Here is a 15,948-nt window from a genome sequence, read left to right on the forward strand (position 1 = left end):
TTATGGCGGCTGAGTTAGCTTAGGGCTGATCTTCCGCCATCAACCCCAATTATTTGCCCTGTCACCCAAGCACTCTCGTCACTCAGAAGAAACTTCGCAAGCGCTGCTGAGTCTTTTCCTTCGCCCAGCCTCTTTAGAGGGTGCGCCTTAGCAAGTGCCTCAGCAACCACTTCACTTTTAAGCATTGACTGAGAAATTTTTGAATCAGTCAGACTTGGGGCTATGCAGTTGACGCGAATAGTTGGGGCAAACTCCGCAGCAAGGGTAACCGTTAAGCCCTCAATAGCAGCTTTTGCTGAAGCAATTATCGTATGATTTGTGAAGCCTTTTTGTGCTGCGACAGAGGAGAATAGTACGATTGATCCATGATTATTTTTTAGATTATCTTGAAAGCCTTGAATCGCCTCGATTGCAGAATAAAGATTAAGTTTCATACATTTATTCATATCAGATTCAGTAACTCTTTTTAATGGTTTAAGGTCAATTGAACCAATACAGTATGCAAGTCCCTTAATAATATTATCAGAGACATCAGATTTAATTTGGTCAATAAAACCATCCTCTAAAACATCCGCAACAGTGAAGCTAAATCCAAGTTTTTCAGAAAGGGCTTTGAGCTCATCTTCATTTCTAGAAATAAGGTGTGCTTCTTGATTTGAATCTTTAAGTTGTTGAGCAAGACTAGAGCCTATAGATCCAGTTGCACCAAAAATAAGATATTTATCTGACATATATACTACTATTTTTAAAAAATAATTTTCATTTTACTTATGACCTCTTAATGAAGATGTAATTTAGATGTGATTTAAGTGTTTATTTTGTTTATACTTTAACGTTTATTTATTCATACTCCTTCCTAAATCTATGAAAAAAATAGTCCCTATATTATTGCTTTTAGTTGGATTGGTTTCGCCTATATATGCAGAAAAAGAGGTTGCTGATAGAGCAATTAGATGCTCAGCTCTTATTTATATTGAGCTCATAAGACCTGAAATGGCAGGCCTAACTGCGGGTGAGGCATTAATGAATAGAGTCTATGCTTATCATATGATTGATGATAATGAGGATTTGGAAATGACCAATGGTCAAATTACTGAAGCTCAGACAGATGCTATAACAAAGCTCACTCAAGAATACATTCAAGGCGTAAATCTTGCTGAGGAATATAGAGGGTGCATTTACTGGATGACTGATGTCGCAAAATTTATTAATATTAGTGAGTATGTGGCTACTGAGGACAGTACTGAGGAATCTGATGCTGCTGAGATGGAGTTATTTCTTTCAGCCCCAACTGAAACCACTGTTACTTCATTCAAAAACCCTATCAAAACATGGGGGCAACAGGTTGATTTAGGTTTTGTCGCATGGGCATCACAGGAATTAGAGGTGCCTTACAAAGAAGCTATTCTTTTAAAAGTCAGTGAAAAATTTGAGTAGAATTTGATGACTAATACTAAGATTTATAATGGATAAGAAAACAAGAGACAACTCCGCAATGATGAATGGCCTCTATTGGTGGGGCGTTCCTACTTTGTTTCGATGTCCTCATCAGCCTGAGACTGATGGCTGTGATATTGCACTTGTTGGCGTTCCACATAGCACCGGGAATGGGACAACACAGCGCGATCAGCATTTGGGACCTAGGGCAGTTAGAAATATTTCAGCTCAGGGCAGAAGAGGACACTTAAAGTTTGGAATCTCTCCCTGGGAGATGTGTGAAATTAGAGATTTTGGTGATGTTCCCCTTCCCGAAGCTAACAATAATGAGCAATGTATTGAGCGCATTACTGAGTTTTATGATGTCATTGCAAAGTCGGGTGTTAGGCCTATTTCAATTGGCGGTGACCATTCAATTACTGGAGGAATTCTGCAGGCCATTGCAGGCCCCAAGTCCAAACTCACAAATGGTGAAAAAGCAGTACTAGTTCATTTTGATGCTCATACTGATGCATTTCATCAGCTCGATCATTTCCTAGGTGCTGTTAAATCAGCGGCCCATTGGGCGAGCTATTTGGTCAGAGATGGATTTGTTGATGCGTCAAAAAGCATACAGGTTGGCATTAGGGGCAATACCAGAACGCTTGACTGGCTTGATTCAAGTTATGAGCTCGGATACGAAATTATTACCAAGGATCAGTACGATGAATACGGTGTTGAAAAATGTATAGAAATGATTCAAGAGCGTGTTGGTGATGCGCCAATCTACATTACATTTGACTTAGACTGTTTAGACGTGACCGTAGCACCTGGAGTCTCTAATCTAGAGCCGGCAATTGAGGGTTTCAAGATGCCAGATGTTCTTAAAATGCTTCAAGGTTTAAGAGGTAAAAATATTATTGGTGGTGACGTTGTCTGTCTGATGCCAACAGTTGACTCACCTAATCAGATTACAGCACATGTTGCAAACTCTATCATGTTTGAGATGGTCTGTTTGATTGCTGACAATATGGGTAATAAGTCTTAAGACCTATAATTTTCCAGATGAATGTCCAAAGCCTTCGTAGATATCAAAGTTTCTAGGAGTGCAAAAAAGAGCGAGCCAGATAACATAAGAAGTCCAAAGCCAAATACGTAATTGGCAAATAAATAGTATTTGAGATAAACCAAAATAATTGTCATTAAGTTAAAGATAAAACTCATAACACCGAATACTTGCATTCTTCTTATATAGATCACGCGCTTTTCTAGAATATTCAGTTGTTCATCTGCATGCTTGGTTTTAGATTCATCGCTTCCTTCTGTTGTCATTGCACGAATTAAGACGCTAAGCGAGTGAAGCCGATTTGTATAGGCCACAAACAAAAGAGAGATTGCAGGGAAGAGAAGTGCGGGAGTTGTAATATCCATAGATGATTATTTTAATAACTATTAGGCACCTATTAAGACTATTTAAAACTTAGTTGATTTAATGACATCAATAAGCTGATGCATATCATCCTCATCCGAATAAATGTGTGGCGATAGCCTAATTCCTTGACTTCGAAGGTCAACACTAATTTTATGATCACTAAGACTTTTTAAAATTTTCTCTTGGTAGTTTTTAAAATTAAGAATCATTGTGCCGCCTCGCTTTGCTTCATTTCTTGGAGATACAAATTCATCATCGAAAGATTCTTCAACAACCTTAATGAGTTTTTGGTTGTGCTCTCTAACTTTAATGATTCCTAATTGATTAAAGTATTTGATACTATTCGTAGCGGTAATATAAGGAGCAACTGATGGAGTTCCACCCCAAAATCTTAATGCAGTATCTGTATAGCGAAAATCATGAATATCAAACTCAAAAGGATTTTCATGGCTAAACCAGCCCACATCTCGAGGATTACAAAAAGGCAAGCGATTAGAATTAACCCACAAAAAAGCTGCACCGGGACCACCACAGAGCCATTTGACGCATGAGCCAATCATAAAGTCTGGCTTAAGGATGTTTAAATCAATTGGAACAATTCCTGCAGATTGAGCAATATCAAGTATGGAGATTATATTTTTTGATTTTGAATGATTAATCACATCTGAAATAGGTGAGATCTGGCCCGTATTTGAGTAAGCGTGACTAACGAAGACTATATCAATATCATTGGTCAGGTATTTTTTCCAAACTTCAAGATCTGTGACATCCTCATTGGAAGGTATAAATCGAACTTCAGAGCCCTCAGGGAGTGATTTTTTTAACGTGAAGCCCATTCCTGGAAAATCTATCTCACTCATTAGAACAGTTCTAGTGCTCTTTTGCGTGTCTGGAAGAGATAATATTATTTTACTAAGTCCAGAGGATAAATTGACTTGAGGGCAGAATTCCGTTGATTTAGCATTAAAGAGTTTGGAGAGTTCTGAGGTAAAGTCTTCTATTGACTGAAGCCAATCATTCCAGGGTTCACTCAGAGAGTTGGACCATGTCATAAAAAACTGATTATTAAAAAACTTTTCGGTTTCTTTGAGTGGCCTTCCAACTGAATGACTTAAAAGATAGTTGGCTTCTGTTAATATGAAATCATTTTTTAACGTATTTAACGAAGACTCTTTGTCTTTAAGTTTCTTTTTGAGAATTTTAATATCATGGTGCCTCGAAGGTATATCTTTTCGGTCTGCTGCAGCTCTTCTATCTCTGAGTTTCTCCAGTGAATTAATTAAAATTTCTAGTGGCGGTCCACTTGCCGTAATATTATCTAGCTGAGACTCTTTTAAAGCACCTGACGGAGCAGCAATGTATTTTTTAACAAGTTGATTGTGGTGTTGTTTTGCAGCATCACCATGTAGTTCACATAACTCTAAAAACAGCGTTAAATTTTTTTTATACCATGATTGATTTACATTTTTCGTGTTTAAAAACTCATCCATAAAACTTGATCGTCTCATGCAGTCTCTGAGAATGGCCTGATCTTCCGGCATCATATACATAAACTTATCAACAAGCATTTGAGAATAGGCTGGTTCCTTTGCGAGGCAAAGTCCTAAAAGTATGTCGATGACATTAATTCCAGCAAAATCGCCAGCATTTGCTCCACGGTAGACTTGGAATCCTACATGATAAGGCTTATAGTATGGCCTTACGCAATAAAAAAAATCATCAACATCAAGTCTGTCAAAAAGAATTTGATTTGATTTTATAACTTCTTCAAGTGACTCTTTTGTCACCTCAAATAGCTCTTCACTCATAGGATGTGATATTCCTAGAGAGTGGAGTTTTAGAAGGGCGTCACCAGCTCTCTTGTATGCGAGTATGGCTTTAGTGTTGTAATCAAGAAAGAATTTTTCAGCAGGAAGAGTTGTAAAACTTTTATAGACACCATTAATCGCTTTATTGTGTGTGGATAGGTGGGCTGTTGCAAATCGAGGAGTGACACCAATTGAGGCGCCAATATTCATCGCTAGTCCAGATGCTTCTTTAAGAGGCGAAGATGAATCTCTAGAGGGATCGGTAATTTCATGTCTTCGACAAGAGGCCATATAGAGACCAACATTCCCCAATAAATCAAAAGCGCTATCAAATCCCTCGTCCGTATTTCCTTCATAGAGCAGTTTTTTTATATATTCCCTGCCCTCATTTTCGATTGATTTCTTTAGCTCATCCCCAACCAAATGAACATTGATTCGTTCAGGCTGTTTTTTATAAAGAAATTCAAGTTCTGTATTCATTTCAACAAAACTATTTCTTATCCAATGATCAAAAGCAATTGAATTTGGCGTCATGAGCAAAGATTATTTAAAAAAGCAAATCTTATCATTCTTCTTTAAATTTATTTAACTAAAATCAACTTATAATTAAAATTATATTGAATACAATCACTAAAATAATAATAATTAATATAGAATATAGCTAATAATACAAATAATAATAATGAATATTACTATGGACTCGAAAGATCTACGTATCTTGACATTACTTCAACAAAATGGAAGAATGCCAATTTCAGAATTAGCTACAAAACTCAATATGTCTGATACGCCCTGTTTAAGGCGTGTCAAAAAAATGGAAGAATCAGGTGTGATTAGTGGGTATTCTGCAAACATCTCTGCCGACAGTATTGGCTTTAATGCTATTGTCTATGTTTTTGTACGACTCACCGAGAATTCTAATGCTAATGCTGACATGTTCGAGAGTGCTGTTAAGAAATTAATTGAGATTCAGGAGTGCTCAGTCATTTCTGGATCCCATGATTACCTTTTAAAAATTATCTCTAGAGATCTGCTAAGTTATGAAAGTTTTATTAAACAATCAATCGGAAATTTAAGATGTGTCTCAAGCATTGAATCTACTGTTGTACTTAAGCAGACTTTTGCCAGATATGAACTGCCGATAGATAATACTGAAAAAAAATCTAGTTTTTTCTAGACTGAGGCGTTTGCTGATATAAGCCCACAGCTCTGATTCGCAGGAACTGCAACTTTAATTTTCTTTGGCAAGCCTAAATCTAGACTATTAACATTCTCTATAAAAGTCTCTTGATCAAAAGATTCTCTTATCATTGAATTGAATTTTTTCTCCTCTCCAATTGTACTCACTGAAAGCCCATTGTAATCATGAGCAGGATAGACTTCAGTAGTATCGGGAAGTTTAAATAGTTTTTGAATAGACTCATAGAGAGATTCAGCAGAGCCACCCTGAAAATCACACCTTCCGGTACTCCTAATAAAGAGCGTATCCCCTGTTAATAGTTTATTTTCAACAAGGTATGACATGCACCCTACGGTGTGTCCAGGCGTCTCAATTGTTGTGATTTGATATTGTCCAATATTTAAGATATGTCCTTCACTAACCATAATATCTGAACAGGCCTCAGCATCAACATTCTCCATTCCAATGACAATTCTTGCTTTTGGATAATATTTTTTAAGGGGGCAGGCACTCGTAATATGATCTGCATGTATGTGAGTTTCAATAATGAATTTCAGGTCTAGATCAAGCTCTTTAAGTAGAGCTGTATCTCTATCAATCATGATATCTACTGCATCAACTATAGCCGCTTCTTTAGTTTCACTGTCAGCAATCAAATAAGTATAAGTGCAACTTTCTCTTTCAAAGAGTTGTTTAAAGATTAGGCTCATATCTCAAGACTTTGTTCATTCATACTAAAATTATAACTCAATTTTTAGCAGTTGTATTTAGTCTTCATTTTTTCAGTTTGTAAATAGTAGTCATAGAGCTTGAGGTCTGAGGCCGCAAGTTTGTCTAAGACTATAGTAGCATTAAGATGATTTTGAAGAGCACTGCCAGGACAAAATGCAGAGAGTGGACCTTCTACGACATCTGCAACCGCCTTGCTTTTATGTTTACCCAGGCCAATCAGCAGAATATTTTTAGCTTCCATGATGGTTCCAATTCCCATTGTTAGTGCCAGTGATGGCTGGTTTTCATGAGGCTTAAAAAAACGAGCATTTTTTGAGAGTGTATTTTTTGTCAATGTTTTAACTCTTGTTCTAGACTGTAAGCTCGAAGTAGGTTCATTGAAACCAATGTGCCCATTCGATCCAACCCCTAAGAGCTGAAGACCAATGCCTCCATGTTTAGCTATATTAGCTTCATAGTTTGAGCTAGCTGAGTCAAAGTTTTCATCAAAACACTCAGGAATATAGACATTATTTGGATCAATATCAATATGATCAAATAGCTTTTGGTTCATATAATTTCGATAGCTCTGAATATGATTTGGAGGTAAGCCAATGTATTCATCTAAGTTAAAAGTAATAGTATTTTTAAAACTAAGCATTCCATTTTTATAATGATTTATCAATGCTTCATAAGTCAAAAGAACTGAGCCACCTGTTGCTAATCCAACAATAGGATTTTTGTTATTATTTATATAATCTGTAATAAATTGACCTGCAAAATTACTGGCCTCAACCTCTGTTGGAAGGATGACTACTCTCATGGTTGTATGCGCTCTATTGGGTTGCCCGCTAACCAGACATTTTGGATTTTGAAATCTGAGCTAAAATGCACAAGGTCGGCTCTGTAGCCTTTTTTGAGTTGCCCTAGGCGGTCAGATACGCCTATATACTCAGCTGGGTAAAGCGTTGCCATTGAGATTGCACTCTCGAGCGGAATGTTACATTTCTCGTAAGCATTTTTTATCGCATCAATTTGCGTTATAGAGGATCCCGCTAGCTTGCCTTCAGAGTTAATAATTCGTCCTTTGGATTCACTGACTACTTCATCATAAAGCTCAAAAGAGGGCTCACCATGGTTAATGGTAGCCATCGAATCAGAGACAAAAAACAGTTTACCTTCAGGCTTTTGTTTAAATGATAAATTAATTAAGGATGGGTGTACATGATGTAAGTCAACAATAATACTAGCCCAGACTTCATCAAAATCTAATGCAGAGCCAACAACTCCAGGCTCTCGAGCAGAAATTTGACCCATTGCATTAAATAAATGTGTAAAGCCATCTAACCCATACTTAATAGACTCTTCAAGTTGATCATAGTTTGCATCTGTATGGCCAGCTAAGATTTTAAATCCTAATGACTTTAGGCTCTTAAGTTGTTTAATAGAAATGCATTCAGGCGCTAGTGTCAACATCACAGGGAACTCATTCAATGTTTCAAATAGACTCATATAGGTGGCATTAATAGTATTGATGTATTGCTTTTGGTGAACCCCACGATATTTAACATTAAAAAATGGACCTTCTATATGAACGCCCAACAGAGATTGATTGTTATGAATCTCTTTTGAAATGGTGTCTGTGCATTCTTGAAGTACATTGAGTGAGTCACTAATCACGGTAGGCATAATGCTAGTTGTGCCAAAATGTTGATGCGCACTTATTATTGTATTTAGGCTGTCTTTATCTGGCGAGTTATTAAATAGCTTACCGCCTCCACCATTGACCTGAAGGTCGATAAAGCCAGGAGAGAGAATGCCACCATTTAAATTTTGAGTCTCAAAATCCTGTGGAATCTGAGATTCATCAACTATCTCAATAATTTCTTCATTTTCAAATAAAAGTGCTTTATTGTCAGCCAATTCTTTGCCAGAAAAAAGTTGAGCCCCTGTCAGTGCTTTTTTCATCCCAGTTCTACCACATAATCATAACGATCGCCTCGATAGTAAGACTGAGTATATTCAACTACTCGTCCATTAGCATCCTTGCCGCGCCTCTCAACAAACAAAACAGCACTGCCTGGGGTCACTTCAAGTTTATCTGCAAGATTATCATCGGCTATGATGGCATGAATATTTTGCTTTGCTGTTACAGGATTCATATTTTTAGATTCTAATAATTCATAAAGAGAATTATCCAATGCTGATGTGATTGAAATAATAGAGGCAGGAATGACTGCTATTTCATAGAGTAGTGGTTCATTAACCAGGTAGCGAACTCGATTTAGTCTGTGAACCAAATCACCTTCATTTAAATTCAAAATTAAGGCTTCTTTTGGTGAGGCCTTTCCCTCTTCCCTAAGAACCACTCTTGAGTATGACTCAAGCCCTCTTTTTTTCATATCCGCCGTAAAACTGTTTAAAGATGAAAGGTTTTTATGAAGCACAAGATCAACATTTTCAGAGACAACAGTTCCTGCTCCTTGTCTTTTGACAAGCAGGCCAATTTCAACAAGCTGATCAATAGCTTTACGAACAGTAATTCTAGACATTTTTAAACTAGTGGCCAGGTCTCTCTCTGGAATAAGTGCATCTCCAGGACTCAGGAGACCCTCCTGGATGGCATTATTGAGTGATCGAGATAATTGTTTATATAAGGATTCAGAGCTATCACTCGATGGCTTTAAAAAATTAATCAAATTGTCATTAGTAGCCATAATCTCTTTAGTTTACTAAATTTAAAATAATATGATAAATTATTAAAAATTGGTATTTAATTGGTATTATTATAAACTGACTATTTACAAGCAGTCAATCTTTATAACAAAATATAATTGAGAAAATATTAGATCAATATATTTAAAACAAGATTAAAAATTCAATATATAAGGCTTATCTACTTGGCTTTATTGTGATAGAAACTAAAAAACAATTTTTTTTGAGCATTTAATTTGTTTTTTATTAAATTCCTGTTATATAATACCATTATATTACCAATTTGAAATGAGCTATGTACTCATAATTAGTGAGAAATAGCCTTTTTTAAGATAGCGAGAACTGAAGATGAGTACAACAGATTTTGTAATTAAAACATCAATCAATTCCGAGAATTATTTTTGCTCTAAGCTGATTAATAATTCGAATGAATCAATTGAAGGCTTTATGTTTTGCTTTAGCGTGCTCGCACCTGTGAAGATCATAGATAACTGCGTTTTACATTTTAGCTCTGGCGGATATGCTGAGTTAAAACCGAATGCTGGGTTTGTTTTAAAACCTGGCGATGAATGGAGCTTTAAGTTTGCTTATGAAGAAACAAGACACAAGCCGATGAATTATAGATGGTCTCCTCAAGGATGTTTTTTAAAAACAGAAAATGAAGAAATATTAAACTTAAATGTTATAGATTTAGACTTAGAAAGAATCTCCTCCGTGGCACCAATCCCCCATATTTCGGGAGATAAATTAAATTATGAATCACTACGATTGGTGCCACACCCTTATTCATGGACTGCGAGTGCAGGAGTGTGCAACCTATGTCCACCTGTCAATGTTTTCTTTGACGATAACTCAATAATTCATAGTGCCTATGAATCTGCATGTCAGCTAGGAAAACGCATAAATCTTAATTTGTTTCCTGAAAAAATAAATAATGAAATCAGCAATGCCTCAACCTCAGTTAAGATTAAACACCTTGTGTCAATGGATGAGTCTTCCTATGAAATTATAATCACCAGTGATGTCATTGAGATTATTGCGGGAGATGAAACTGGGATTTATTATGGCCTGATCTCTCTAATGCAACTAGCTCAAACCTATCATCAATTAGTGCCCTGCGGAGCAATAATTGATAAGCCTCGCTTTAGTTGGAGAGGACAACACTTAGATACAGTAAGACACTACTTTTCTGCCGACAGTATTTTAAAACTTCTAGATTTAATGAGCTTATTTAAACTCAATAAGTTTCATTGGCATGGAGCAGATGATGAGGCATTTCGATTTAAATTAGATGATGATTATGAAATCGCGACTTCAACCTCAACAAGAGGTGATGGTCAATTAGTACCTCCTGTGTTCGGATCTGGACCATTTCCATCTGGAGGCTGTTATGACTTAGTTCAGATTAAAAGAATTATTGATAGGGCTTCAGAAAACTACATTGAAGTAATGCCTGAGTTTGACCTGCCAGGACATAATATGTCACTCGTCAAACTTTATCCAAGTATGCGAGATCCAGAGGATAAAAGTTATGAAGTCTCAGTCCAGGGATATACTGAAAACACAGTAAACCCAGCTATGCCAGATACTTTTTTAATATTGGAAAAGGTAATTGATGATCTATGTAAAGTATTTCCAGGTGAATATATTCACTTAGGAGCTGACGAGATTGCGCCTGATGCATGGAGTAAATCTCCTGCCATTGATTCTCTTAAGTCTAAGCATAATCTCAATACTAGCAAAGATGTAGCCTCATGGTTTATTAATAAACTTTCAAAGAGAGTAGAACTAAACAATAAAAAAACTGCCGCTTGGCAAGAGGCTGAGGATGGAAAGCATCAGGATGTGAAGATAGATAAGTTATTATTTTCTTGGCAGAATTTAGAGTCTGGTATTAGCCTTGCACGGCAAGGATTTAAAGTTGTACTGTGTCCAGCTGAGTTTATTTATTTTGATATGGCTCAAAGTAGAAACTATGCGGATCGAGGAGCAAACTGGGCAGCAGTTATTCCATTTGAAAAAACTTTAGATTGGTCAATTATTCCAAAGGATGAGCCTGAGCTTGAAGCAAATGTTGAGGGTATTCAGGGCCATCTATGGTGTGAAACTATTCTTCAAGACTATGAAATGGAGTCTATGCTGTGTCCAAGAATTTTAGGTCTATCAGAAAGTGCTTGGTCGAGCCAAAGTAATAGAAGGAGTGGCGGCGAATTAAATGATTTAGTATTGAGTAGTTACAGAAACCTATTTAAAAAAATCGAATGGGACTTTTATAAGCCAGAGAATTTTGATATGATGTCCGATCCAGCAATGAATAAGGAGGCATTGGTCAATGAGTAATTTGATACAAATGCTTAAACCTAAAACTAAATCTCAAACCACCACGCTTTTTGCATGGGCGCTTATTGCGCCTGCAGCTCTGGTCATGTTTTGGATAGTCGTTTGGCCTCTTTATGAAACTTTTAGACTCTCATTTACAAATTCTAATCTAGGTACACTCATGGGTGGGGCGGAATATATTGGATGGGAAAACTATGAAAAGGCAATAGGTGGTCGAAAGTTTCCATCAATTGTAACAAGAACTTTTTACTGGATGTTTTTATCAGTTGGCTTGAAGATAGTTTTGGGGTTAATTGGAGCATCTTTACTTGCAAGTAACATAAGAGCTAGAGGTGTTTTTCGTGCTCTGGTTATGCCGCCATGGATAGTACCAATAGCAATAGGTTGTTTTGGGTGGTTGTGGCTATATAATGGCCATTTTGGACTCATCTCAAACTTTATAGAAATGGTCGGCATTACTGATGGACCTTTCAGTTTCTTGGCATATAAACAAAGTGCTTTTTACTCTGCGGTTGTTACTGATGTATGGATTGGAACCCCAATGGTAACCCTGTTCTTTTTGGCTGCAATTCAAGGTGTCCCAAGAGATCTTTATGAAGCCGCATACGTTGATGGTGCTTCTCGTTGGTATCGCTTTAGAAGAATAACTTTGCCTCAAATTATGCCAACAATAGTCTCAATGGCTCTTCTCTCTGCAATATGGACCTTTAATTCTTTTGAAATTATTTGGATATTAACTGAAGGTGGCCCACGTGGAGGAACTACTACATTAATTATTGATACTTTTAAGACTGCAATCTTTAGTTACAAGTTTGGCGCAGGCGCAACAAGAGCGGTGTTAGTTGTTTTAATACTCGGAGTATTCTCTCTAATTTATTTGACGGTACTTGATAAGCTTAACAAAAGGTATGGTTATTCTGGAGTTCAAAAATGATGGATAAATATACATTCCTACAAAAAATAGGGATTTATTCTTCTCTTGCTTTGTTCATTCTATTTATGCTTCTGCCATTTGTAGAGATGTTTATTGCTTCATTGAGGCCTTTGACCCATTTGTTTAGTAGGCCTGATGTTCCTGTTGGTGAAACTATGACCTTTATGGATTTTATGAGTCGTTTCTATTCTGACAAAATGAGCTTTCAAGCATATAGAGATATGTGGGTTACTGTTCCTCAGTTACCACGGTACATTTTCAATAGTGTATTTTTATCAACTGCTGTGACATTTTTTTCTATGTGTTTTATTGTTCCTGCTGCATATGCCTATGCGAGATTTGACTTTCGTGGAAAAACGACAAGTCTTACTCTATTTCTTGCAGTGAATATGTTTTCAGGCGCTGTGCTTCTAATACCTCTATACAAACTATTAAGGGTTTATGGTTTATTAAACACCTATTGGGCAATGATTATTCCAGGGGTAGCATTTCTTATACCAACTGGAATTTGGCTGCTCAAGTCATTTTTGGAAAAAATTCCTTATGAGCTGGAGGAAGCTGCTTTTGTAGATGGAGCATCTAGACTTTATACCTTGCGCCGTGTAATATTGCCTTTAGCGGTCCCAGGATTAATTGTGGTCGGTGTTGCTATGTTTATTGGAGCATATGCACAACAATTCTTATTTGCGATTACATTTAATCAAGATAGAGACTATATGCCACTTCCAGCCGGCATATTTGAATTTATTGGATACCAAGACGTATTGTGGAACGAAATGATGGCCGCAAGTCTTGTAGGAATTCTGCCCGTGTTGTTAATTTTCCTGTTTATGCAGAAACATTTGATAGCAGGATTAACATCAGGCGCAGTAAAGGAGTGAGAATTAAAATACTCACATTTAGTATTACTAGATCTATTTTATTCTAGTAATTTGTTGTAAAAATAAAAGGAGAAGTAAATGAAAAATATAACTAAAGCACTTTTCTTGGCAGTAATTGGAGCGGGTTTAATTGCTCCAGTTCAGGCTGAGGAAGTTCACATGATTATGTGCGGTGGTGAAATTCGTGAAGCTGATCAAGCAGTAATTTCTGCTTTTGAATCCAAGCACTCGGGTGTTACAGTCAATGCAGAAGCAGTTCCATGGGGAACTTGTCAGGATAAATCTATGACATTAGCTGCTGCTGGTGATCCTGTAGGTCTTGCTTACATGGGCTCACGTACCCTAAAGCAATTGGCACGTAGTGGATTGATTATTCCAGTTGATATTTCCGACGAACAGCAAGGCATGTATCAGCCAGGTATTCTCAATACAGTTACTGATGGTGGAAAAACTTGGGGATTCCCACACGCTTTTTCTACAAAAGCTTTGTTCATCAACTGTGGTTTAGTTGAAGAGGCAGGTATGGCATGTGTAGCTCCAAAGACTTGGGCAGGTATGTATAACATGGCTAAAGCAATTAATGACAATACTTCAGCTGCAGGTGTTGGCTTAGCTGCTAAAGACTTTGACAATACAATGCACCAATTCTTGAACTATCTTTATAGTAATGGCGGTTCTGTAAGTAATGCAGATACTGGAGAAATTACTTTTAACAGTCCAGAAACTGTCGAAACACTTGAGTTTGTTGGCAAATTGGCTGGTGTTGCTCAGGAAGGACCATCTGGATATGAGCGTTCTCAATTGACTCAGTTATATAACGATGGTCAAATTGGAATGTATATCAATGGACCATGGGGCGCTGGACAGCATAATGATAACATTGCTGAAATCGTAGTTCCAATTCCCGCTGGACCAAGTGGTGAAAGTGGAACATTATTAATCACTGACTCAATTGCGGTTTTTAAAGGTTCTGCAAATGAAGATCTTGCAATGGAATTGGCTTCAATGCTTTCATCAGGTGAGGCTCAGTACGATCTTGACATGAGCTGGGGTTTAACTCCAATCATGCAGTATGAGAAAATGATGGATGATGTCTACTACACAACTGACTATTGGAAAGTTTTTGTTGATCCAATTGGTAGTGGTGGACCAGAGCCAATGTTTGAGGACTTTAAAGCACTTCAGGCAGGTATCAACAGCGCCATCCAAGGCATAATCTTGGGCGAGGGATCTGCTGCTGATCTAGTGGCAGAGGCTGCTGAAACTCTAGCAGAGGGTCTGTAAGTCTAGAAACTAATCAGGGGTAATGAAAATTGCCCCTGAATTTAATGAGGTGAGCATTAAAAGTACGTTTAATTTATTGAGCGTTCTTTTAGGGCAGGCTTTGTCAAAAGTATTTAATTATTTTAAAAATGCGTATGAAATACGCTTAAGTTAGGAAAGCAATATGGCGTCTGTAAAACTCGAAAATATTAGTAAGAGCTTTGGTGAAACTGAAGTTTTGTTTGATATTAATCTTGAGATTAATGATAAAGAGTTTGTTGTTTTTGTTGGACCATCAGGCTGTGGAAAAACAACTTTACTGAGAATTATTTCCGGCCTAGAAGAGGCAACCGTTGGCAGTGTACTTATAGACGGCAATGATGTTTCGAATGCACCTCCAGTCGAGAGAGGCATTTCTATGGTATTTCAATCTTATGCACTTTATCCCCATCTTTCAGTTTTTGAAAATATTGCTTTTCCTCTAAGAGTTGCAAAAGTTAATGAAAAAGAATTAGAGGAAAAGGTTTTTAAAGCTGCCGATATTTTGCAATTAAGAGATCGTTTAGATTTTAAACCTGGTCAACTTTCAGGTGGGCAGCGTCAAAGGGTGGCGATTGGTCGTTCTATTGTTAGGGACCCAAAAGTGTTCCTTTTTGACGAGCCGTTATCGAATTTAGATGCAGCTCTTCGAGGTGATATGAGGGTCGAACTCGCTAAACTTCATCAAAATTTAAATTCAACAATGATTTATGTCACGCATGATCAGATTGAAGCGATGACGATGGCAGATAAGATTGTAGTTTTGCATGATGGTGTGATTGAACAAGTTGGCTCCCCAATGGATTTATACCACAACCCTAAAACAAAATTTGTCGCTGGCTTTATTGGCCACCCTAATATGAATTTTTTACAAGCAAGTGATACAAAAATTAACAAGGGTAAATTGACAGCAACTCTTGGCGATTCTACTGTGAATATACCTTTAGAGGCTGGAGACACCAAAGACGGTGATAGTATAGAAATTGGGATTCGACCTGAAGATACTGTAGTGTCTAATAAAGGAGGTGTTCCAATGAATGTTGATGTTGTAGAGCATGTTGGAGCAACTGTTATCTTATATGGTTCTGTCTTAGATAATAGTAATTTTTGTGCAGTGCTGCCTAGTGATTCAGTTATTAAGCCGGGTGATGAGATTCATCTTACGATAGATTCAAATAAATGCCATGCTTTCAATCTAGCAGGTCAAGCACTTAAAAGAATTTAGAATA

At 37.1% G+C, this 15,948-nt stretch carries 15 protein-coding genes and 1 pseudogene; 8 read left to right on the plus strand and 8 right to left on the minus strand.

All coding sequences use genetic code 11. The features are described 5' to 3' along the window. Nucleotides 1–14 precede the first annotated feature (14 nt). Nucleotides 15–731, minus strand: a complete 717-nt coding sequence (locus ACMAZA_RS00645; RefSeq protein ID WP_435189127.1) for an SDR family NAD(P)-dependent oxidoreductase — start codon at nucleotides 729–731, stop codon at nucleotides 15–17. Nucleotides 732–864: 133 nt separating this feature from the next. Between ACMAZA_RS00645 and ACMAZA_RS00650 the strand changes: the two genes are divergently transcribed. Together ACMAZA_RS00650 and ACMAZA_RS00655 are read left to right on the plus strand one after the other, a co-directional pair. Next, nucleotides 865–1,437 (plus strand): hypothetical protein, encoded by a 573-nt coding sequence (locus ACMAZA_RS00650; RefSeq protein ID WP_435189128.1) that lies wholly within the window; start codon nucleotides 865–867, stop codon nucleotides 1,435–1,437. Nucleotides 1,438–1,465: 28 nt separating this feature from the next. Further along, the gene (locus tag ACMAZA_RS00655; protein WP_435189130.1) at nucleotides 1,466–2,464 is read left to right on the plus strand and encodes an arginase family protein; all 999 of its coding nucleotides are present in this window, start codon (nucleotides 1,466–1,468) and stop codon (nucleotides 2,462–2,464) included. On the opposite strand, the gene ACMAZA_RS00660 is transcribed toward ACMAZA_RS00655, so the two are convergent. The 3 genes and pseudogenes from ACMAZA_RS00660 to ACMAZA_RS00670 form a co-directional block, all read right to left on the minus strand. Next, nucleotides 2,461–2,847, minus strand: a complete 387-nt coding sequence (locus ACMAZA_RS00660) for a DUF2721 domain-containing protein (protein WP_435189132.1) — start codon at nucleotides 2,845–2,847, stop codon at nucleotides 2,461–2,463. The two genes, ACMAZA_RS00655 and ACMAZA_RS00660, sit on opposite strands and share 4 nt — an antisense overlap. Nucleotides 2,848–2,889: 42 nt before the next feature. Next, a complete protein-coding gene (locus ACMAZA_RS00665; protein WP_435190509.1) occupies nucleotides 2,890–3,900 on the minus strand; it encodes an aminotransferase class V-fold PLP-dependent enzyme in 1,011 nt (336 codons plus the stop codon). A 126-nt stretch (nucleotides 3,901–4,026) separates the two neighbouring features. Next, nucleotides 4,027–5,190, minus strand: a pseudogene (locus ACMAZA_RS00670) (PrnB family protein); the annotation flags it as partial. A 160-nt stretch (nucleotides 5,191–5,350) separates the two neighbouring features. Here ACMAZA_RS00670 and ACMAZA_RS00675 point away from each other — a divergent pair. After that, a complete protein-coding gene (locus tag ACMAZA_RS00675; protein WP_435190511.1) occupies nucleotides 5,351–5,833 on the plus strand; it encodes an Lrp/AsnC family transcriptional regulator in 483 nt (160 codons plus the stop codon). Here the strand turns inward: ACMAZA_RS00675 and ACMAZA_RS00680 are convergent. From ACMAZA_RS00680 to ACMAZA_RS00695, 4 genes are read right to left on the minus strand one after another with little or no spacing between them, the layout of a single operon-like run. Then, on the minus strand, nucleotides 5,830–6,546 hold the full coding sequence (locus ACMAZA_RS00680; protein ID WP_435189133.1) for an MBL fold metallo-hydrolase: 717 nt from the start codon (nucleotides 6,544–6,546) through the stop codon (nucleotides 5,830–5,832). The genes ACMAZA_RS00675 and ACMAZA_RS00680 overlap by 4 nt on opposite strands. A 44-nt stretch (nucleotides 6,547–6,590) precedes the next feature. Beyond that, entirely contained in the window at nucleotides 6,591–7,370 is a 780-nt protein-coding gene (nagB, locus tag ACMAZA_RS00685) for a glucosamine-6-phosphate deaminase (protein WP_435189135.1), read from the minus strand. Continuing rightward, nucleotides 7,367–8,515, minus strand: coding sequence for an N-acetylglucosamine-6-phosphate deacetylase (gene nagA / locus ACMAZA_RS00690; protein WP_435189137.1), 1,149 nt, complete (start codon nucleotides 8,513–8,515; stop codon nucleotides 7,367–7,369). The genes nagB and nagA overlap by 4 nt, the downstream gene beginning before the upstream one ends. Then, the gene (locus ACMAZA_RS00695; protein WP_435189139.1) at nucleotides 8,512–9,264 is read right to left on the minus strand and encodes a GntR family transcriptional regulator; all 753 of its coding nucleotides are present in this window, start codon (nucleotides 9,262–9,264) and stop codon (nucleotides 8,512–8,514) included. Before ACMAZA_RS00695 ends, nagA begins: the two co-directional genes overlap by 4 nt. A gap of 346 nt (nucleotides 9,265–9,610) precedes the next feature. Here ACMAZA_RS00695 and ACMAZA_RS00700 point away from each other — a divergent pair, with 346 nt between their 5' ends. From ACMAZA_RS00700 to ACMAZA_RS00720, 5 genes are all read left to right on the plus strand, one after another. After that, entirely contained in the window at nucleotides 9,611–11,602 is a 1,992-nt protein-coding gene (locus tag ACMAZA_RS00700; protein ID WP_435189141.1) for a beta-N-acetylhexosaminidase, read from the plus strand. A gap of 10 nt (nucleotides 11,603–11,612) precedes the next feature. Continuing rightward, nucleotides 11,613–12,536, plus strand: a complete 924-nt coding sequence (locus ACMAZA_RS00705; RefSeq protein WP_435190512.1) for a carbohydrate ABC transporter permease — start codon at nucleotides 11,613–11,615, stop codon at nucleotides 12,534–12,536. Beyond that, nucleotides 12,533–13,417: a carbohydrate ABC transporter permease gene (locus tag ACMAZA_RS00710; protein WP_435189143.1), complete on the plus strand. Its 885-nt coding sequence runs from the start codon at nucleotides 12,533–12,535 to the stop codon at nucleotides 13,415–13,417. The genes ACMAZA_RS00705 and ACMAZA_RS00710 overlap by 4 nt, the downstream gene beginning before the upstream one ends. A 78-nt stretch (nucleotides 13,418–13,495) precedes the next feature. After that, complete coding sequence (locus ACMAZA_RS00715; RefSeq protein ID WP_435189145.1) at nucleotides 13,496–14,701, plus strand: ABC transporter substrate-binding protein; 1,206 nt, start codon at nucleotides 13,496–13,498, stop codon at nucleotides 14,699–14,701. 163 nt (nucleotides 14,702–14,864) lie between these two features. Continuing rightward, nucleotides 14,865–15,944: an ABC transporter ATP-binding protein gene (locus tag ACMAZA_RS00720; RefSeq protein WP_435189147.1), complete on the plus strand. Its 1,080-nt coding sequence runs from the start codon at nucleotides 14,865–14,867 to the stop codon at nucleotides 15,942–15,944. The last annotated feature ends 4 nt before the right edge of the window (nucleotides 15,945–15,948 follow it).

Source organism: Pseudothioglobus sp. nBUS_23, from assembly GCF_051201565.1.
Classification (GTDB): domain Bacteria; phylum Pseudomonadota; class Gammaproteobacteria; order PS1; family Pseudothioglobaceae; genus Pseudothioglobus.